This window comes from Hydrogenophaga sp. PAMC20947 (assembly GCF_004795855.1).
Taxonomy (GTDB): domain Bacteria; phylum Pseudomonadota; class Gammaproteobacteria; order Burkholderiales; family Burkholderiaceae_C; genus Hydrogenophaga.
Map to the genome: position 1 here is coordinate 461,149 of NZ_CP039252.1, position 18,432 is coordinate 479,580.

General features: G+C 62.1%; 15 protein-coding genes. 11 read left to right on the forward strand and 4 right to left on the reverse strand.

Going from position 1 to position 18,432, the window contains the following annotated elements; translation table 11 throughout:
* Position 1: 1 nt before the first annotated feature.
* The 7 genes from E5678_RS02115 to E5678_RS02145 all read left to right on the forward strand — a co-directional run bounded on the left by E5678_RS02115 (position 2) and on the right by E5678_RS02145 (position 7,866).
* Entirely contained in the window at positions 2 to 1,087 is a 1,086-nt protein-coding gene (locus tag E5678_RS02115) for a 2-oxoglutarate and iron-dependent oxygenase domain-containing protein (protein WP_136176998.1), read from the forward strand.
* A 91-nt stretch (positions 1,088 to 1,178) separates the two neighbouring features.
* Complete coding sequence (locus E5678_RS02120) at positions 1,179 to 1,976, forward strand: ABC transporter substrate-binding protein (RefSeq protein WP_136176999.1); 798 nt, start codon at positions 1,179 to 1,181, stop codon at positions 1,974 to 1,976.
* Positions 1,977 to 2,009: 33 nt separating this feature from the next.
* The gene (locus E5678_RS02125) at positions 2,010 to 3,548 is read left to right on the forward strand and encodes an amino acid ABC transporter permease/ATP-binding protein (protein WP_136177000.1); all 1,539 of its coding nucleotides are present in this window, start codon (positions 2,010 to 2,012) and stop codon (positions 3,546 to 3,548) included.
* Positions 3,549 to 3,593: 45 nt separating this feature from the next.
* On the forward strand, positions 3,594 to 4,268 hold the full coding sequence (locus E5678_RS02130) for an isochorismatase family cysteine hydrolase (RefSeq protein ID WP_136177001.1): 675 nt from the start codon (positions 3,594 to 3,596) through the stop codon (positions 4,266 to 4,268).
* Positions 4,269 to 4,285: 17 nt separating this feature from the next.
* The gene (locus tag E5678_RS02135) at positions 4,286 to 5,038 is read left to right on the forward strand and encodes a class II aldolase/adducin family protein (protein ID WP_136177002.1); all 753 of its coding nucleotides are present in this window, start codon (positions 4,286 to 4,288) and stop codon (positions 5,036 to 5,038) included.
* A 1-nt stretch (position 5,039) separates the two neighbouring features.
* Positions 5,040 to 6,029, forward strand: a complete 990-nt coding sequence (locus E5678_RS02140) for a glyoxylate/hydroxypyruvate reductase A (RefSeq protein ID WP_168708469.1) — start codon at positions 5,040 to 5,042, stop codon at positions 6,027 to 6,029.
* Positions 6,030 to 6,591: 562 nt separating this feature from the next.
* Positions 6,592 to 7,866, forward strand: coding sequence for an MFS transporter (locus E5678_RS02145; RefSeq protein ID WP_136177004.1), 1,275 nt, complete (start codon positions 6,592 to 6,594; stop codon positions 7,864 to 7,866).
* 141 nt (positions 7,867 to 8,007) lie between these two features.
* Here the strand turns inward: E5678_RS02145 and aroQ are convergent, their stop codons facing one another.
* Positions 8,008 to 8,469, reverse strand: coding sequence for a type II 3-dehydroquinate dehydratase (aroQ, locus tag E5678_RS02150; RefSeq protein WP_136177005.1), 462 nt, complete (start codon positions 8,467 to 8,469; stop codon positions 8,008 to 8,010).
* A gap of 31 nt (positions 8,470 to 8,500) precedes the next feature.
* Positions 8,501 to 9,322: a shikimate dehydrogenase gene (gene aroE, locus E5678_RS02155; RefSeq protein ID WP_136177006.1), complete on the reverse strand. Its 822-nt coding sequence runs from the start codon at positions 9,320 to 9,322 to the stop codon at positions 8,501 to 8,503.
* Positions 9,323 to 9,440: 118 nt separating this feature from the next.
* Between aroE and E5678_RS02160 the strand changes: the two genes are divergently transcribed.
* From E5678_RS02160 to E5678_RS22545, 3 genes are all read left to right on the forward strand, one after another.
* Positions 9,441 to 10,097 carry a DsbA family oxidoreductase gene (locus tag E5678_RS02160; RefSeq protein ID WP_136177007.1) on the forward strand — a complete coding sequence of 219 codons (657 nt, stop codon included), beginning with the start codon at positions 9,441 to 9,443 and terminating at the stop codon, positions 10,095 to 10,097.
* 231 nt (positions 10,098 to 10,328) lie between these two features.
* Positions 10,329 to 12,680: a xanthine dehydrogenase family protein molybdopterin-binding subunit gene (locus E5678_RS02165; RefSeq protein ID WP_136177008.1), complete on the forward strand. Its 2,352-nt coding sequence runs from the start codon at positions 10,329 to 10,331 to the stop codon at positions 12,678 to 12,680.
* Positions 12,681 to 12,989: 309 nt separating this feature from the next.
* On the forward strand, positions 12,990 to 13,859 hold the full coding sequence (locus E5678_RS22545) for an HNH endonuclease (protein WP_136177009.1): 870 nt from the start codon (positions 12,990 to 12,992) through the stop codon (positions 13,857 to 13,859).
* 326 nt (positions 13,860 to 14,185) lie between these two features.
* Here the strand turns inward: E5678_RS22545 and E5678_RS02175 are convergent, their stop codons facing one another.
* Positions 14,186 to 15,268: an IS110 family transposase gene (locus tag E5678_RS02175; protein ID WP_136177010.1), complete on the reverse strand. Its 1,083-nt coding sequence runs from the start codon at positions 15,266 to 15,268 to the stop codon at positions 14,186 to 14,188.
* Between the two features lie 218 nt (positions 15,269 to 15,486).
* Here E5678_RS02175 and E5678_RS02180 point away from each other — a divergent pair, with 218 nt between their 5' ends.
* A complete protein-coding gene (locus tag E5678_RS02180) occupies positions 15,487 to 16,311 on the forward strand; it encodes a hypothetical protein (protein ID WP_136177011.1) in 825 nt (274 codons plus the stop codon).
* Between the two features lie 155 nt (positions 16,312 to 16,466).
* Here the strand turns inward: E5678_RS02180 and E5678_RS02185 are convergent, their stop codons facing one another.
* Complete coding sequence (locus tag E5678_RS02185) at positions 16,467 to 18,401, reverse strand: radical SAM protein (protein ID WP_136177012.1); 1,935 nt, start codon at positions 18,399 to 18,401, stop codon at positions 16,467 to 16,469.
* Positions 18,402 to 18,432: the final 31 nt, after the last annotated feature.

Here is an 18,432-nt window from a genome sequence, read left to right on the forward strand (position 1 = left end):
CATGACTCAAAACGCTCAACCCAACTTCGAATCGCTGCCGGTCATCGATATCCGCGGCCTCTTCAGCGAAAACGTGGCCGACCGGCAAGCCGTGGCCGATCAGCTCGGCGATGCCGCGCGCAACGTGGGCTTTTTCTACATCAAGGGCCACGGCGTTCCCGCCGAGCACATCCGGGGTCTTCGCGACGCCGCCGTCCGGTTCTTCGCACAGGACCTCGACTGGAAAATGGACCACTACATCGGCCTGGGCCGTGGCCACAAAGGGTTTGTGCCCGAGGGTGAAGAAATCTACGGCATGGGCAAGCCCGATCACAAAGAGGCCTATGACATCGGGTTCGATGCCGGCGACGACCACCCCATGGTGCAAGCAGGCCTTCCCTTGATCGGGAGCAACAAATGGCCTGAATTGGCCGGCTTTCGTGAGGAAACTTCCCTCTATTACGACAGTGTGTTTGGCTTGGGTCGACGGCTCATGGGGGCCTTTGCCCTTGCACTGGGTCAAGCCGAAGATGCGTTTGACGCCTATGTCACCTGTCCGCCCTCCAAGTTGCGTTTGATCCACTACCCGGTGGATGCCACGGCGGAAGACACCCCGGGCATCGGCGCCCACACCGACTACGAGTGCTTCACGCTGCTGCTGGCCGACCAGGATGGGCTGGAGGTGCTGAACGACCAGGGCACCTGGGTCGATGCGCCGCCCCTGACCGTGGATGGCGAAGAGCTGTACGTGATCAACGTGGGCGACATGCTGGAGGTGATGTCCGCCGGTGCCTTCGTGGCCACCACGCACCGGGTGCGCAAGGTGCGGCACGAGCGCTACTCGTTCCCGCTGTTTTTCGCCTGCGACTACGACACCCGCATCGAGCCGCTGCCGGCCTTCGACCCGACAGGCGAAGCCCGCGCCCGCTATGGCGACATCACCATCGGTGAACACATGTGGAGCATGGCGCTGCAGACCTACACCTACCTGCGCGAGCGCGTCGCCAGCGGTGAGCTGCAACTGCCGGCCCAGGCTCGCGGCACCACCAGCTTCGGCCAGTTCAAGACCCTCAAAGACGCACCGGCCGCCGAGGCCCTGGCGCCCTGAGCACGGTCCGTAACCCCTTCTTTGTTCGGTTTCCCCTCTGTCTCTTCCTTTGTCTTTCCTTGTTGTTCCCTTCTCTACAGGAGTTCTTGCCATGTCCCAACTGACCACTTCCTTCACCCGCACCGCGCTGGCCACCCTCATCGGTTTCGGCTGCCTCGCTGGGGCTCAGGCGCAGACCCTGGCGCCCGGCGTCCTCAAGGTGGGTATGGAGCCCACCTACCCACCCTTCGAGTCGTACGACGGTGACAAGATCGTCGGCTTCGACCCGGATATGGCCGCCTTGTTGGCGCGAGAGATGAAGCTCAAGCCCGCACTGACCGACGCCAAGTTTGTCAGTCTGGTCCCTGGCCTGGCCGCAGGTCAGCACGATGCCGTGATCTCCGGGCTCTACATCACGCCTGAGCGTCTGGCGCAGGCCGATGCGGTTCCCTATGCCAGCACTGGTGCCCTGATCATGGTGGCCAAAGACAGCAAGGTGCTGCCCAAGACCGAGAAGGATCTGTGCGGCCTGAAGGTGGGTCTGCAGGCTGGTACCTCCTGGGTCAAGCAACTCCAGACCCTGTCCGATGAATACTGCAAGGCCAACGGCAAGAGCGCCATCAAGGTGATGGAGTTCCCGACCGCCCCCGAAGTTTCGCAGGCCATGATGTCGCGCAGCGTCGACGCGCAAATGGAGATCGCGGGTGCGGCCAAGATCATCGTGGAAAAAACCAAGGGCCGTGTGGCGATCAGCTCGCCCGGCCTGGTGTACCCGCAGACCCTGGGCATCTACGTGAAGAAAGGCAATGCCGAGCTCAAGCAGTCGTTCGAAACCGCAATGGCGGCGATACACAAGACCGGCGAGTACGACGCGCTGATCAAGAAATACGAACTCACGCCGGTCAAGTAAGCCGCCCACCCGCCAAGCCTCAGGACGCTCGCCATGCAACTGGACTGGACCTACTTCTTTTCGCTGTTCTCCATGGGGGCGTTCTACCGGGCCAGTGCGACCGTGATCGCGCTGGGCTCCTTGTCGTGGCTGTTCGGACTGGTGCTGGGCTTCGGCCTGGCCCAGGCCGATGCCTCACACGCGCGCTGGTTGCGCTGGCCGGCCCGCTGCTACATCTGGTTCTTTCGCAGCGTGCCGTTGCTGGTGCTGCTGGTGTTTGTCTACAACTTGCCGCAGATTTTTCCCGCCACCGGGGTGGTGCTGAGCATTCCGTTTCTGGCCGGTCTGGTTGGCCTGGTGTTGACCGAAGCCGCCTACATGGCCGAAATCCACCGAGGCGGCTTGCAGTCGGTGGTCAAGGGGCAGCGCGAGGCGGCCCATGCCCTCGGGCTGGGCTGGTTGGCCACCCAGGTGCGCATCGTGTTGCCGCAGGCATTTCGCATCGCCTTGCCATCGCTCATCAACGAGTTCGTCACCATCATCAAGCTCACCTCACTGGTGTCGGTGATTTCCCTGCCCGAACTGCTGTTGACTGGCCAGCGGCTGTACACGCAGAACTTCCTCATTCTTGAAACCCTGCTGGCTGTGGCCGTTTACTACGTGGCCATCGTGACGGTGTTCGGGGCCATGCTCAATGCGCTGGAGCGCCGCCTGGAGCTGGGTCGCCGCCAGCCCGATGCATTGCTCGAGCCCATGCTGTCCGAGCTCCGCGCGGGCCTGGGCAGCGCGCCGCTGGTCGCTGCTGCCGTGCCCGGCAGCGGGGCGCCACCGGCGCTGGAGCTGCAGAACATTCACAAAGCCTACGGCGCTCACGCCGTGCTCAAGGGCGTGAATCTGAAGGTCTCCACCGGCGATGTGATCAGCATCATTGGCCCCTCGGGTTCGGGCAAGACCTCACTCATTCGCACCGTCAATGCGCTGGAGCGCATCGACCAAGGCGAGATCGTGCTGTTCGGCGAAAGCTACATCAAGGGCGGCGCACCGGTCGATGCCCAGCGCACACGGCAAGGCATCCGCCGCATCGGCATGGTGTTCCAGAGCTTCAATCTGTTCCCGCATCTGACCGTGCTGCAAAACATTCTGATGGCGCCTGGCCTGCATGGGCAGGGCAGCCGCGACGAGCAACGGGCCGCAGCCTTGCGCCTGCTCGACAAGGTGGGCTTGCTGGCCCATTCCAGCAAGTACCCGCACCAGCTTTCGGGCGGGCAGCAGCAGCGTGTGGCCATCGCGCGGGCACTGGCGTTGCGCCCCGACGTGATGTTGTTCGATGAACCCACGTCAGCGCTCGACCCCGAACTCGTGGGGGATGTGCTCAAGGTGATTCAGGATCTGGCTGCGGAAGGCATGACCATGCTGATCGTGACGCACGAGATGGAGTTTGCGCTGCAGATCTCGCGCCGCATCGTGTTCATGGAGAACGGCTTGCTGCAGGTCGATGTCACACCCGACCAGTTGCGCCATTCCGGTGCGGAGCCGGGCGACGCGATGGCGCGTGTGCGCCGTTTCATGGGCCTTGAGATGGTTGCCCAGTAGGCACCGCCACTGGCCCGCAACACCCCATCATTCTCAGGAGGCACCATGCCCGCGATCGCGGCTCAACCCTTTGATTTTCCTTACGATGGTCGCCTGGACCCGAAGACCACAGCGCTGGTCGTCATCGACATGCAGCTGGACTTTTTGTCGCATGAAGGCTATTTCGCCCGGCAGGGCTACGACCCGTCCCGGCTGCGCGCCATCATTCCGGTCGTGGCTGAACTCATCGACGCCTGCCGCACGGCCGGTGTCCGGATCATCCACACCCGCCAGGGCTATCGGGCCGACCAGGCCGACATGACGCCCTACGAACAATGGCGACGCCGACAGCGCGGCCTGGAGGGTGTGTTGTTGCGTTCCAGTCCCGGTTTCCCGATCATCCCCGAGCTGGACGTCCGGGACGAAGACATCATCGTTGACAAGACTTGCAACAGCGCCTTCACCTACACGGATTTCGAGCACATCCTGAGAGCACAGGGGATCACCCATTTGCTGTTCTCGGGGTGCACCACCGATGTTTGTGTCCACACCACACTGAGGGATGCTTGCGACCGAAACTTCCAATGCCTGACGGTGGCGGATGCCTGCGCAAGCGGTGACGCCTATGCCCATGAAGCGGCTTTGCATATGGTGACGGTGGAGTTTGGTATCTGGGGCACGCTGGCCGATTCGGCGGCGGTGTTGCATGGATTGCGCACGCTGCAAGCCAGCGCCACCTGACCTTTTTTGGAGTTCACATGAGATCGATTTCGAGTACCCAAGAGGCTGGCTTGCGGCGCGATCTGGCGGCTGCCTACCGTCTCGCAGCCCGGTTCGGCTGGGACGACACGCTGTACACCCACTTTTCGGTGCGCCTGCCGGCGACCCGGGCCAAGAAAGAGCGGTTCCTGATCAACCCGTTCGGCCTCATGTTCGACGAGGTGCGGGCCAGCGACCTGATCGTGGTGGACCTGGACGGACAAGTGGTTTCCGGCGACGCTGCCTGCAACCCAGCGGGTTTCACCATCCACAGCGCGGTGCACATGGCCCGCGAGGATGCGAATTGTGTCATCCACACGCACACGCTGGCCGGAATGGCGGTGGCAGCCTGCGAACAGGGCCTGTTGCAGCTGAATCAGATTTCTGCTGAGTTCTATCAGTCGGTCGGTAGCCACCCCTATGAGGGCGTGGCGTTCAACCATGAAGAGCGTTCGCGCATCCAGACCGCATTGGGCGACAACATGGCGTTGATCCTGCGGCACCATGGATTGCTGAGTGTCGGGCCCACTGTGGCCGATGCCTTTTGCATCATGTTTTATCTCAATCGAGCTTGTGAAATCCAGCTCGCTGCTGCCCAGTTGGCATCGCTGGCAGGCCCAGTCACCCGCATTCCGCCCACGGTAAGTGCCTATGTGCGCAAACAGTTCAAGGGGGTGGAGCACGAGCGTTCCCAGGTGTGGGCAGCCTGGTTGCGCCGGCTCGATCGAACGGATCCCGGCTACAAGGACTGACATGACTTTGCAGGCGCCCCTTTTTAATCCCCATCCGACCTTGCTCCTGTGCAGCGAGACCGATGACCTGGGGGACTTGCTTCCCCACTTCGAGCAGGCGGCGGCCGAACTGTGCCCGGAACTGAACGTGGCGCTGTGGTCCGAGCGCGAGCCATCGGGGGGAGTGAAACCGGAGTCTGTCGTGTGCCTGGCCAGTTGGTTTGCGCCTTTGGGCTTGCCCGCTTCCCTGAGTGGGTTGGGATTGATCGCTTCAATCGGTGCAGGCGTTGAGCACGTGTTGCGTGACCCCGGTTTGCCCGCTGGCTTGCCGATAACCCGTATCGTGGATGCAGCGCAGACCCAAGGCATGGTCGACTTCGTTTTGTGGGCAGTGCTCCACTACCACCGCGGCATTGATCGGGTTCAGCAACAACAAGCGCAGCACCTGTGGCGCATGCCAGTCCAGCATGCTACGGCGCGCACGCATGTCGGCGTGATGGGTTTGGGCACCATGGGGGCCGAGGTTGCCTTGGCCCTGGCCGCGCACGGATTCACGGTGAGTGGCTGGTCGCGAACCCAGCGTGAGCTGAACGGTGTCGCCACATGGGCTGGAGAGGCAGCACTGGAGCGTTTTTTGCAGCCGCTCGATGTCGTGGTTTCCCTGTTGCCCTTGACGCCCGAAACCCGCGGCCTTTGCAATGCAAGGTGGTTTGACCAACTCAAGCCAGGCGCCGCGTTTGTCAACTGTGGACGGGGAGAGCAGGTGGTGGTGTCCGATCTGCTGGAGGCACTGCGCAGCGGTCATCTGCGGGGAGCCGTGCTGGACGTTTTTGAACATGAGCCATTGCCACCCGATCATGATTTGTGGGATGAACCTCGGGTTGTGATCACGCCGCATATGGCGTCTTCGGTTTCCCCGGAATTGATGGCCCGCCAGATTGTGGCCAGCACCGCCGGTGTGTTGGCGGGTCGCCAGCCATTGAACGTCGTGGACCCGAAGCGCGGGTACTGAGGCGTTCGGTGCTGGGCCTGTCGCCGGCATTCGGCTTGGCAGACGTTCTGGTTCTGTGGCGGTCGTTGCGCCGAAGCCAGGCTTCCGAATATGCCTGCTCGCACACCAGCGCAGCCAGTTGGGCAGGTCCACCTCGCGCAGGCGCGAAGCGGGGGATCAGCGTGGTGTTTATTCAGTGGGAGTCACTGCACTGGAGTGTTGAACACCATCGGAAAATTGTCACAGGAGTGGGCGTTTTTAGCTGCAATTGCACGACACCGCCAGTGAATACATCACGGTTTTGAGCGGCCTCATCTCACAGAACTCTTTGCGCTGCGGCCGTAAGCTTTCCCCATCAAAACGAGGGAGGAGGGCGTCATGCAGATGGGTACACCATTCCGCCACTTTGATCCTCCTGTGGCCTCGAAGCTTGCCGGCGATCGCTGCAAAGCCAGTTGCTTGGCTGTCTTCCATTGCATCGGATCAACGCATTTCGGTCAAGCGAAGTCCAGAGGTGCAGAAATGCCATGGACCGTGTCAATGTCCGCAATTCCTGGTCGTGGTCCGTGCCTGGCGATTCGTCATGAGTGATTCCCGGGCCTTGCCGTCCTACCTGAGTCCGGATGCGTCCGCTCGCGAGGAGCGGAGTGCGGTCGTCTCGGAGCCGCAGGCCCAGCCTTCAGGCCACCACACCCAGTTCCTTCAGTTCGCCGGGCTTTCCGCGGGCTATTTCGCTCACATTGGGTTCTTCAATCCCTACCTGTCTTTGTGGCTCAAGGAGTTGGGCTTCGGTTTGATCGCCATCAGCGTGCTCTGCTCGGTTCAGGCTGCAACCCGACTGTTTGCGCCCTATGCCTGGGGAGCGCTGAGCGATCGCACTGGGGAGTGCGTCAAGCTCTTGCGGTATGGCGCCTCCGCGGCCCTGGTGTTTTCAACCGCTTTGTGGTTTCCGCTGGGCGGCATGGGCATGTTCATCGTCTTGCTGCTCCTGTTCATCCACACCAGCGCCATGATGCCCATGATTGAAACGGCGCTGGCGAATCTGGTCAGCCAAGGCGGCGCCTTTGATGCCGGGCGCTATGGCCGGGTGCGGCTGTGTGGTTCGCTGGGATTCCTGATCACGGTTCTGGCGGCAGGCTGGTGGTTTCAGCGCTTTGGCATGGCGCATTTTCCGGCTTGGGCAGAGGTCACTTTGATCGCGGTTGTGGTCAGCGTCTGGCGCTTGCCCGATCACAAAAAACCGGCCCCCAGCAAAGACAGTCACCCCGATATCGGGCCGGTGCTGCGCCTGCCGGCGGTGCGCTGGTTTTTCGCGTCGGCATTTTTCCATGCGTTGTCGCACATTTCAGTTTTCATTTTCTTCTCGCTGTACCTTGACTCGCTCGGCTACGACAAGTCGGTGATTGGCCTGTTGTGGGCGGTGTCTGTGGTGATTGAGGTGGGCTGTTTCTTCACACAGGGGCGTTGGCTTTCCAAGCTGCCGCTCACCGCCTGGCTGGTGCTGGCTTCGGCGCTGATGGTGTTGCGCATGGGGTTCACAGCGGGGTTGCCTCTGGTGTTGCCCATCTTGTTGCTCGCACAAGCGATGCACGCCATCACGTTTTCTGCACACCACACGGTCTGTATTGCCTTGTTGTCTCGCCATTTTCCGGGCCGAATGCGGGGGCGAGGGCAGGCCCTGTTCACCGTGGTGGGCTACGGATTGCCAGGCGTCATCGGTGGGCTGGGAGGCGGACTTCTCAGCGCTTCTATGGGTCTGGACAGTGTGTTCTGGCTCTCGGCAGGCACCGCAACGCTGGCTTTGGGATGTGCCTACAAGCTTTGGCGCCTGCAACGCGCTGGCGGTGAAGCAGGATGAAGGCGCTCACCCCGACGCAAGGGCCGTCTGGTGCGATGGCTCGCACAACCCGCCCCGCACGTCACCCGCGTTGAGGGAAACGCGGTGCTGGAAACGCAATGCGCCCATGGGGTGTTTCGTTCGCCCTTTCCCAGGGGGTTCTCAGCCCTGCGCAGCCGCTCTGCGCACAAGAGCGTCCAGCGCCATGGCATAACCGTCCGTTCCGAAACCAACGACGATGCCCGCCGCTGCCGGCGAAATGTACGAGTGGTGGCGGAAGGCTTCTCGCGCATGCACATTGGAGATGTGGACCTCGATCACCGGCAGCGGTTTGACCCCCTGAATGGCATCGAACAAAGCGATCGAGGTGTGTGTGAACGCGCCGGGATTGAACACCACGCCCAGCAAATCACCCGCCGCGAAGCGCTGGCCTGCCGCGTGAATCTGGTCGATCAGCGCGCCTTCGTGGTTGCTTTGAAAACACTCGGCCTGAAAACCCTGAGACCGGGCTTGCACCGTGAACTGGGCTTCGACATCGGCCAAGGTTGCCGAGCCGTAGACGCCGGGTTCGCGGGTGCCCAGCAAATTGAGGTTGGGGCCGTTGAGCAACAGGAAGGATTTCATGGCGAGTCCGTAAGTGAGATCAGATTCGAGCTTAAACGAGCGGCACAGTCAATTGCTTTATCACAGGTGCGGTGTCGGGGCGCACGCCACGCCACCAGGCAAAGGCCTCGGCTGCCTGCTCCACCAGCATGCCCACGCCATCAGCCACCTGCTGCACACCAGCTGCCTGTGCTTGCTTCAGGAAAGGCGTGAGGCCTTTGCCGTAGACCATTTCGTAGGCCAAGGCACCGGGTGCGAACACGCCGAAGGGCAAGGGCAGGGTGTTGTGCGACAGACCGGTGGACGTGGCGTTGATGATCACGTCAAAGCATTCACCTGCCAATGCTTCGTAGCCGCCAGTCTGTAGCCGGGCATGGCCGGAAAAATCGTTGGCCAACTGGTGTGCGGTTGCTGCGGTGCGGTTGGCGACGGCCAGCAGAGCGGGCTTTTGCTGGGCGATGGGCAGGATTGCGCCACGCGTGGCTCCGCCTGCACCGCAGATCAGTACGCGCTTGCCCGCCAAAGCCCTGCCCAAATTGAGCTGGAGGTCGTTGACCAGACCCACGCCGTCGAAGTTTTCAGCCCAGATGCGATCGCCTTCAAATTTCAGTGCGTTGGCCGCACCCGCCAGGCGGGCGCTGTCGGCAGGGTCTGTGGCCAGTTCGAACGCTTGCAGTTTGAACGGCATGGTCACATTGGCCCCCAAACCGCCAGCAGCACGAAACTGGTTCAACACGGCAGCGAACCCGTCGACTGGGGCTTCGATGGCGGTGTACTCCAGGGTTTGCGCCGTGGCTTGCGCAAACAGGCCGTGGATCAACGGCGATTTGCTCTGAACGATGGGGTGGCCAAATACGGCGTAGCGGTCGGTCATGGACGCATGGATGAAAAGTGGGCGGGCGGTGGTCATTGTCACCCAAGGCCCCATGGGTACCCGGGTTTTCTGGACAAACCCGCCGCCTTGTGGCTTGGCGCGGGCGTACCATCGTGGGATGACTACTTCACTCAAAATCGATTTTGTCTCGGACGTTACCTGCCCCTGGTGCGCAGTGGGACTGGGCGCCCTGGAGCAGGCGCTGGGCAAGCTGAAAGCCGAAGTGTCGGCCGACATCCATTTCCAGCCCTTTGAGCTCAACCCCCACATGGGCGCCGAAGGCCAGGACGCCAGCGAGCACCTGACCGAGAAATACGGATCCACGCCAGAGCAGCAAGCCCAGATCCGCGAAACCATCCGCCAGCGTGGCGCGGAAGTGGGTTTTGGATTCAAGGCCGAAGGCCGTGGCCGCGTCTGGAACACGTTCGACGCCCACCGCCTGCTGCAGTGGGCTGAGGTAGAGGGCGCCGCTGGCCAGCAGCCTGCGCTGAAGAAGGCCTTGCTCAAGGCCTGTCACGGCCGCGCGGAAAACATGTCGTCCCACGCGATCCTGGCCGACGTGGCCGAGTCTGTGGGCCTGGACCGTGCGCGGGCCGAAGCCATTCTGGCCAGCGACGAATTCGCGGCCGAGGTGCGGCAGCGTCAGCAGTTTTATGCCAGCCAGGGCATCCGCTCGGTGCCCGCCGTCATCATCAACGACAAGCACCTGATCTCGGGCGGCCAGCCGGCTGAGGTGTTTGAGCAGGCGCTGCGGCAGATCGCTGCCGAAGCCTGAAGCCCGAAGGCGCCGGTCATGCTGGCCGGACCGCTGGCTTGCCGTTTGTAGCGGGAAGGCGTTGCGGTTTGTTCTTCTGAGTCGGTTCACGTTTTGTGTTGGGCGACTCGTCAAGCCGCCGATCGGGCTCAAGGCGCTTCTCCAGCTGGAGGGCGGTGGCGCATTGGGGCTGTGTTGTTGAAAGCGCGTTCGGCTGTGCCCACAGTTCCCGTTAGGTTTTAAGGATCGATCTTGAGCACTGAACCCAATTCCACCCGTTTTGGTAGCGGCCAGGCTGTGCGCCGCCTTGAAGACGAGAGCCTGTTGGCGGGCACCGGCCGGTACGCCGATGACCTGAGCCTGCCTGGACAGGCCCATCTCGCTTTCGTTCGTTCGCCGTACCCCCACGCGGCGATTCGCTCCGTTGACACCGACGCGGCAGCGGCCATGCCCGGCGTGCTGCGCGTGATCACAGGGGCCGATCTGGTGGCCGCTGGCGTCAAGCCGATGCCCGGTGCGCCCGCCTTCAAGCGTGCCGACGGCGCCGATGGAGCAACGCCGCCCCGGCGAGCCCTTGCGCACGGGCGCGCCCGCTTCGTCGGTGAGCCGGTTGCGGCTGTGATCGCCGAGACGCTTCAACAGGCCCGGGATGCCGCCGAGGCCGTGGTGGTCGATTACGACGATTTGCCCATGGTGGTTGACCTCAAGGGTGCCACCGCCGAAGGCGCGCCGCTGCTGTGCGACGAGGGCACCGGCAACATCGCCGCCGAGGTGCGCTACGGCAGCGCCGACGCCACGGCCGCCGCTTTCGCCCAGGCCAGCCACGTGGTCAAGCTGGACATCACCAACCAGCGTGTGGCCGCGCTCACCATCGAGCCGCGCACGGTGTCCGTCGACTACGACGCCTCCACCGGGCGCCTCTTGATCCGCATGAGCACGCAGATGCCGTCGGGCGTGCGCGACGCGGTCTGCAACGCCATCGGCCTGGCGAAAGAAAGCGTGCGCGTGGTGGTGGGCGATGTGGGGGGTGGCTTCGGCATGAAAACCGGTGCCTACCCCGAAGACATTGCGGTCGCTTATGCCGCTCATGCCTTGCAGCGCCCCGTGAAATGGGTGGCCGATCGCAGCGAAGAATTCGTTTCTTCATGCCATGGCCGAGATGTTGAATCCCACGCCGAACTGGCGCTCGACGCCAGCGGCAAGATTCTCGGCCTGCGGGTGAAGTCGCACGCCAACGTGGGCGCCTATGCCACGGGCACCGGCGTGGCGATCCAGCTGCTGCTCGGGCCCTGGGTGCAAACCAGCGTTTACGACATCCAGACCATCGATTTCCATATCAAGGCCGTGCTCACCAACACGGCACCCACCGGGGCCTACCGCGGCGCCGGCCGGCCTGAAGCCATCTTCATCATCGAGCGCCTCATGGACGAAGCCGCCCGCCAGACCGGTATCGACCGCGTTGAACTGCGCCGCCGCAACTTCATCCAGCCAGAGCAGATGCCCTACAAAATCGCCATGGGGCAGGTTTACGACACGGGTGCCTTCGAGTCCATCATGGACCAGGGCCTGGCGCTGGCCGACTGGAGCGGGTTCGACGCCCGCGCCGCCGCTTCGGCGAAACAAGGCAAGCAGCGCGGCCTGGGCATCGCCACCTTCCTGGAGTGGACCGGCGGCAACGTGTTCGAAGAGCGCGTCACCGTGGCGATCAAAGCGGGCACCACGCCCGAAGACGACGGCACCATCGAAATCTTCACCGCTGTCAACGCCATGGGGCAGGGCATTGCCACCTCGCTCGCGCAACTCGCGGTCGATGCCTTTGGCGTGCCGATCGAGCGGGTGCGCATCGTGTTAGGCGACACCGACCGGGGCGACGGTTTCGGCAGCGCAGGCTCGCGCTCGCTGTTCACCGGCGGCTCGGCCGTGCGGATCGGCGCCGAGCGAACCATTGATAAAGCACGGCAACTCGCGGCCAAAGAATTTGAAGCCGCCGCCGACGATGTGGTGTACGCCAATGGCGTCTTCACCGTCGCCGGCACCGACCTCACGCTCGACCTCTTCGCGCTGGCCGGCAAGCAGCCCGAGAGCGAAATTTTCATGGAATCGACCAGCGCCGTCGCCGGCCCCTCCTGGCCCAACGGCTGCCACATCTGCGAAGTCGAAATCGATCCGTCCACAGGCGAGGTAGCCGTGGTGGCCTACAGCTCGGTCAACGACGTGGGGCGCGTGGTCAACCCCATGATCGTGCGCGGCCAGCTCGAAGGCGGTGCCGTTCAAGGCATCGGCCAGGCGCTGTATGAACACATGGTGTACGACGTGGAAACCGGGCAACCGATCACCGGCAGCCTGATGGACTACGCCGCGCCGCGCGCCGATGTGCTGACCTCGATGTTCCGCATGGAAATGGACGAATCGACGCCCTGCAAAAACAACCCGCTGGGTGTGAAAGGCGTGGGCGAACTCGGCACCATCGGCGCCACGCCGGCCATCGTCAACGCGGTGGCCGACGCCTTCGCGCGCAACGGGCTTGCAAAGCAAACGCCGCACCTGCAGATGCCGCTGAGCCCGGCGCGCCTTTGGCAGGCGATGCAGCTACCGTCGAACTGAGTTCTACGATCGGCGGACCAGCGTCAGTCGCCGCTCGTGGCCTTTGTGTCGCAAATTAAGGGATGCGCTATCGGCGAGGGCTTCTGTGCGGACGCTTGGTCAGATATCGACCCTAAACGGTCATACAAGGACCCAAAGAGTAGCGGTCACTGGGCAAAAGTGGCTGCCGGGTTTCGTGGTTTACTTATACCTGTACGAAGAATGGAACCTAGCCTTTAACCTGTTGATCTGGTTGTTTTTTTAGGAGGTTGAGATGGCCAACTTATGGAGCAGGTTCTGCTCTGGACATTACGTTAGGTTTCACAACTCATGACTTCCGCACTCTTCATCAATGGTGTCTTCGAGTCCACTCTGGCCGAGATCGAGAAGACGCAACAGAACACCGCTGGGAAGCGTTGCTATCTTCAGCCCTATGCCAGTGAGCGCATTAAGCTACTTGTCGACAACTCTCCGAGCCCTGAAAATCCGATAACCCTGTATCTCTCCCTAACGGACTCTTTGTCGTATGTCTCTTTTCGCGCAAAGATAGTCGGTTGGCAAGACAAGCGAGAACTCGCGAAGGATCAAACTGCACTCGATGTTCTCAACCAACACATCAAGGCGTATCAACCATCGGAGAACGACATCTACTTGACTACCGACGACGGAAAGCCCTGTGTCAATCTAATTGCCATTGTAGAAGTCCATCGTCTCGAAACGAAGATACCAGTCTCCTGCTTCGTGAAGATCAGCGATGGAACGCCGCTGAGTATGAAGCGCTCACGTGCCGGTGGATGGTCTCCAGTACGCGAACAGTATGAGTGGCTTGGAACCAGTACTGAAGCCGTGAAGGACGACCTTGATGCATCGCTTCAAAGTGAAGTTCTCAAGTCCCTCAACGACCCCTCGGCTGCAAGGCAAGAACGCCTGGCGGCGGCCGCAAAGCTGCCAGCGTCTATTCAGGTCATTTCGCGCGCATTTCTACGCAACCCTGATGTAATTGCCGAGGTCTTGGTACGTGCGGATGGCACTTGTGAAGAGTGTCTCGCTCCAGCCCCATTCATACGCACCGCAAACAACACACCCTACCTGGAGGTTCATCACCGCAAAATGCTCTCGGAGGGAGGAGAAGACTCTGTCGCCAATGCCGTTGCGCTTTGCCCAAACTGTCATCGCAGGCTTCACTTTGGCGTTGGCTGAGCCGCGATGAGTGAAACCTAACCCAACGTATATGGACTCCCCCACAAGGGCAAGAAACTGATTGATGTTTTGGCTGTTGGGGAATCGCCTGCAGTCGTATATCCGGCATCTGAGGTGGACTCTGTTGTGGTCCGTGCCAGCATGGAATCTGCGGGACCGGCGCGCCAATCGTTACAAGCGGCAGGCAAGCTGCCGGAAGGGTTATCGGCGTCAGACGGTCTGGGGTGTGCCCGGTTGGCCATGTGGGTCAATCAATCTCGTCGCAAGCGGCGTGGGTGGAAACAAAACTCTTTTTGGGTGACGGCTGTTCGGTGGGTGTCTGCCACTCAGGCAGGCATCACAAAACTCTCTCGGTTGATCTTTCTGCTCAGCCGTTCGGTTTCACCGAACGGTACCTTGTCCCTGAGCGTGGCGTAGCAAATACGCGCCAGCTTGTTGGCCAGCGCACAGGCCGCCTTGTTGTGGTTCGACCGACGCTGCACATCCAATGCCCAGCGGCGCACCCCACACACCTCGCGCTCTGCTGCCTCAGCCACCTTGGCCGCTCGCAACACGCTCCTGGCGCCGTGCGTGAGCAACATGCGCAAATAGCGGTCCCCACGCTTGGAGATCGAGCCAAGAAAGCGATTGCCTCCAGATGAATGCTCGCGCGGCGTGAGACCGAACCAACTGGCAAAGTGGCGCGCATCCTTGAAGTGCGTCACATCACCCGAGGTGGCCGCCACCAGCGCCGTGGCGGTGAGCAAACCGATCCCCGGAATCGAGAGCAGCGTGGTGCAAGCTGGGCTCAGCCTGGCCAGGGCGGCCAGCTCCCGTTCCAACTGGGCGATGCGAGCTTCGAGCAGGCGCACTTCTTCGACCAGCAAGCGGGCCGTGCCCCGGATCAGCTCAGGCACAGCGGAACCCGGATCGGCCAGCACCCGGCTGATCGCCTCCAGCCCGGTGCGAGCACCCACGGGAACCGCGATGCCAAACTCACGCAGGAAACCGCGCAAAGCGTTGATGCGCGAAGTGCGCGTGCCCATCCACAGCGAGCGCACGCGGTGCAAGCCTTGCAAAGCTTGCTGCTCGACCGACTTCACGCGCACCGGGCGCATGTCGGAAGCGCGGGCGGCTTCGAGCAAAGCCGCCGCATCGGTGGCATCGGTCTTGTTGCGGCGCACATAGGCGCGCACGTATTGCGCGGGCAGCAGGCGAACCTCAATGCCCAGGCCATTGAGCCAGCGCGCCCAGTGGTGGGCCGAGCCGCAGGCTTCCATGACAACGAGAGATACAGCCCGATTTGCGAACCAGCGCTCGAACTGCAAACGCGTGAGACGCTGCGTTTCAACGATGCGCCAATGCTCATCGGCCACAGCTATTTGGAAAACGGATTTGGCCAGATCGACGGCCACAGTAGTAGCATTCATGTCGGACTCCTTTCGTTTGGATGAAGACCTGATCCCCACGCCCATGAAGACCAGAGCGCGAATGTCGCGCAAACAAACGGGGGAGTCCATCCCATCATTCAACCGGACCGCCAACGGCTTGCTGCCAGGGCCACGCTGCAGTGCAGGGGTGCATTTTCTGCAGCGTGGCCCTGGCAGCAAGCCGTCGTCGGCCGGTTAACTCTACGTTGAACTCGCCAATGCCGACTGATACCCTCAACATTCACATCGACCTGAGCGCGCTGCAAGCGACCTTCTTTCGTCGTCTCCAGCATCAGCTAGATGTGACCAAAGTGCTGCAAGTCGGCTGCGAGCAAGTGACTGCCGAGCAAGTTGCGGAATACGGAGAGTTTGGCACCTTCGTGCCGGCCAATGGCGCGCAACTCAAACACGACGACGCCAAAGCCGAAGCCCAAGATTGGCTGCTACGCGGATTCCTTCGAGACGCGATTGAAGGAGCGGGCTTGTTTCTAGACGAGTGCCTCCAAGTCTGCGAGGTACTACCAATGGCGGCGAAAGGTACAGCGAACGCCGCTGAGCTTCATCGGGTCCTCCACGAACTGCCTCGCTCAAATCACAAGCTGCACTTCCCACAAAAGCTCGAGAAGCTCGAGCGACAGTTCGGAATAGCAACTCGTTTCAACGCGAACGTCTTGAGCCTCAACAAGGCTCGCACATGTGTAGTCCACAGACTTGGGGCGGTATCGCCTCTCGACGTTGACGACACAGGGGTCCTAAAGATCACCTTCCAGCATGCAAGGTTCGTTGCCCGAGGACAAGAGACTGGCCAAGAACTCGTACTTGACCGGCCAGGCATAGTAACCACGGAAGAGTCCATGCTCGAGCTGCACTTCGTAGACAACGAGCGGCAATTCAAGATTGGCGACCGTGTGCGGTTGCAGGCTCACGAGTTGTACGACACGATCATTACCCTCTGGCGCTTCGGACTTGCCGCAGCACAGGAAATAGAAGCCTATGGCAAGTCACTCGGCATACAGTTTCCGGTCCCGCCGAGCGAGGCCTAACTCGAACGTTGAGCGACTGCTTTCCCATTTGAGCATCGGCCGCTCCTGGCCGATTTCGGTCGTATGTGGGCTTCCATCTTCAGACCGGAATTCACAATCGCCCTGCCGAAAGCGCTTCCCTTTGTGAAGGTGTCGTTCCGCTGCCCGGTGCTCAGTCAACCCTGCTGAGCCAGCGCCTTGCCAATCCGCCCGCGCTTGACGGTGGACCGGGGCACTTGCATGGGCAGGTGCTCAAACCAGCGCCGCACGTCGTCTTCCACGCACAGGCCGTGCATGTAGTTGTAGATGGCTTTGCGCAGTCCGGCGCCCAGGGCGTCGTGGTCTACGCCGGTGGGGTCGATGAAGCCGATGTCGTTCTTGGCGAAGGTGACCGGCGGCAGCGGGATCAGCTCGATGCCGTAAGCGGCCGGGTCCTGGCCCACGGGGGAGTGCACGGTGCAGCTGAAGCGGTGGAAGAAGCCGCTCTGGATGCAGCCATTTTCAAACAGTTGCCGCACGTATTCGAGGGCGTCCACGGTGTCTTGAACCGTTTGCGTGGGAAAACCGTACATGAGGTAGGCGTGCACCAGGATGCCCGCGTCTGAAAAGCCTTTGGTCACCTGCGCCACCTGCTCCACGCTCACGCCTTTTTTCATGAGCGTCAACAGCCGGTCGCTGGCCACTTCCAGGCCGCCGCTCATGGCGATGCAGCCGCTCTGGGCCAGCAGCTCCGCGAGTTCGGGGGTGAAGGTTTTTTCAAACCGGATGTTGCCCCACCAGCTGATGTTGAGGTCGCGGCGGATGAGCTCTTTCGCCAGGGCCTTGAGCGCTTTGGGCGGGGCGGCTTCGTCCACGAAGTGAAAGCCGGTCTGACCGGTTTCTTCGACGATCTGCTGGATGCGATCCGCCAGCTTCTCGGTGGAAGCGGTTTCATAGCGGCCGATGTAGTCCAGGCTCACGTCGCAGAAACTGCACTTTTTCCAGTAGCAACCCTGGGCCACGGTGAGCTTGTTCCAGCGCCCATCGCTCCACAGGCGGTGCATGGGGTTGAGCATGTCGAGCAAGCTCAGGTAGCTGTGCAACGGCAGGCCGTCCCAGGTGGGGGTGCCCACCTCTTCAAATGGGATTTCGGGCTCGGCGAAGTTGATGTATTGCACCTGGCCTTCGCTGTTGCGAACGAAGCAACGTTGCAGGCGCTGTGGGCCGCGAAGGCCATTCAGGTGCTCGATCAGCGAGAGCACCGGGCGCTCGCCCGAATCCAGGGTCACGAAATCCACGAAGTCGAACACGCGCGGGTCTTTGAGCTCGCGCAGCTCGGTGTTCACATAACCACCGCCCAGCGCAATCTTGACCTGGGGGTGTGCTGCCTTGATGGCCTGGCCCATGCGGAATGCCGCGTAGACCGAGCCGGGGAAGGGCACCGAGAGCAGCACCAGGGTGGGTTGGTGCTTGGCCACCTCGGCCAACGTGAGTTCGGTCAACAGATCGTCGATCAGCGTGGTGGGTGCGGCCAGCGCTTTGGCGAGGGGGTCAAAGCTGGGCTGGCTGCTGGCCAGCGATTCGGCGTAGCGCACGAATTCAAAGCGTTTGTCGACCGCGTCGCGCAAGACGTCGGCCAGATCGTTGAGGTAAAGCGTGGCGAGGTGGCGGGCTTTGTCTTGCACGCCCAGGGCACCGAAGGCCCAGGCCAGCGGATCACCGGTACCGCCATCGCCGAGGTCCACGTCTTCGTACACATCCAGCGGGACGAAGCGCGGGCCCTCGGGCAATAGGCCTCGCGCGGCGATGCGGTGGGCCAGGGTGGAGTCACCACCTTGCAGGAAGCGGATCACGGGGCCGATGGTGGCGCGGTAGGCCGCGAACTGGTCGATGAAGGCATGCACGCTGCCCGACCGGTCGGCCTCGGGCTGGGCTTGGGCGCAGGCCTGCACCTCATCCAGTCCCTGAGGCGTGAACAGCCGCAACACCAAGGCCAGCGCCAGATCGGCCTGCTCCGCGTCGATCCCGCGCGAACGCAGGAAGCCGGTGAGGTAGGCGGTAGAAGGGTAGGGCGTGTTGAGCTGCGTCATCGGGGGGATGAGGCTCAGCACGCGCTGGTGGGTCTGGGGCATGGCTGGCGAAAAAAGGGGTGTCAGGGGTTGA

Excerpts from the sequence above, each read along its gene's own strand:
- E5678_RS02115 (WP_136176998.1), top strand. The coding sequence starts at position 2 with ATGACTCAAAACGCTCAACCCAACTTCGAATCGCTGCCGGTCATCGAT.
- E5678_RS02120 (WP_136176999.1), top strand. The coding sequence starts at position 1,179 with ATGTCCCAACTGACCACTTCCTTCACCCGCACCGCGCTGGCCACCCTC.
- E5678_RS02125 (WP_136177000.1), top strand. The coding sequence starts at position 2,010 with ATGCAACTGGACTGGACCTACTTCTTTTCGCTGTTCTCCATGGGGGCG.
- E5678_RS02130 (WP_136177001.1), top strand. The coding sequence starts at position 3,594 with ATGCCCGCGATCGCGGCTCAACCCTTTGATTTTCCTTACGATGGTCGC.
- E5678_RS02135 (WP_136177002.1), top strand. The coding sequence starts at position 4,286 with ATGAGATCGATTTCGAGTACCCAAGAGGCTGGCTTGCGGCGCGATCTG.
- E5678_RS02140 (WP_168708469.1), top strand. The coding sequence starts at position 5,040 with ATGACTTTGCAGGCGCCCCTTTTTAATCCCCATCCGACCTTGCTCCTG.
- E5678_RS02145 (WP_136177004.1), top strand. The coding sequence starts at position 6,592 with ATGAGTGATTCCCGGGCCTTGCCGTCCTACCTGAGTCCGGATGCGTCC.
- aroQ (WP_136177005.1), bottom strand. The coding sequence starts at position 8,469 with ATGAAATCCTTCCTGTTGCTCAACGGCCCCAACCTCAATTTGCTGGGC.
- aroE (WP_136177006.1), bottom strand. The coding sequence starts at position 9,322 with ATGACCGACCGCTACGCCGTATTTGGCCACCCCATCGTTCAGAGCAAA.
- E5678_RS02160 (WP_136177007.1), top strand. The coding sequence starts at position 9,441 with ATGACTACTTCACTCAAAATCGATTTTGTCTCGGACGTTACCTGCCCC.
- E5678_RS22545 (WP_136177009.1), top strand. The coding sequence starts at position 12,990 with ATGACTTCCGCACTCTTCATCAATGGTGTCTTCGAGTCCACTCTGGCC.
- E5678_RS02175 (WP_136177010.1), bottom strand. The coding sequence starts at position 15,268 with ATGAATGCTACTACTGTGGCCGTCGATCTGGCCAAATCCGTTTTCCAA.
- E5678_RS02180 (WP_136177011.1), top strand. The coding sequence starts at position 15,487 with ATGCCGACTGATACCCTCAACATTCACATCGACCTGAGCGCGCTGCAA.
- E5678_RS02185 (WP_136177012.1), bottom strand. The coding sequence starts at position 18,401 with ATGCCCCAGACCCACCAGCGCGTGCTGAGCCTCATCCCCCCGATGACG.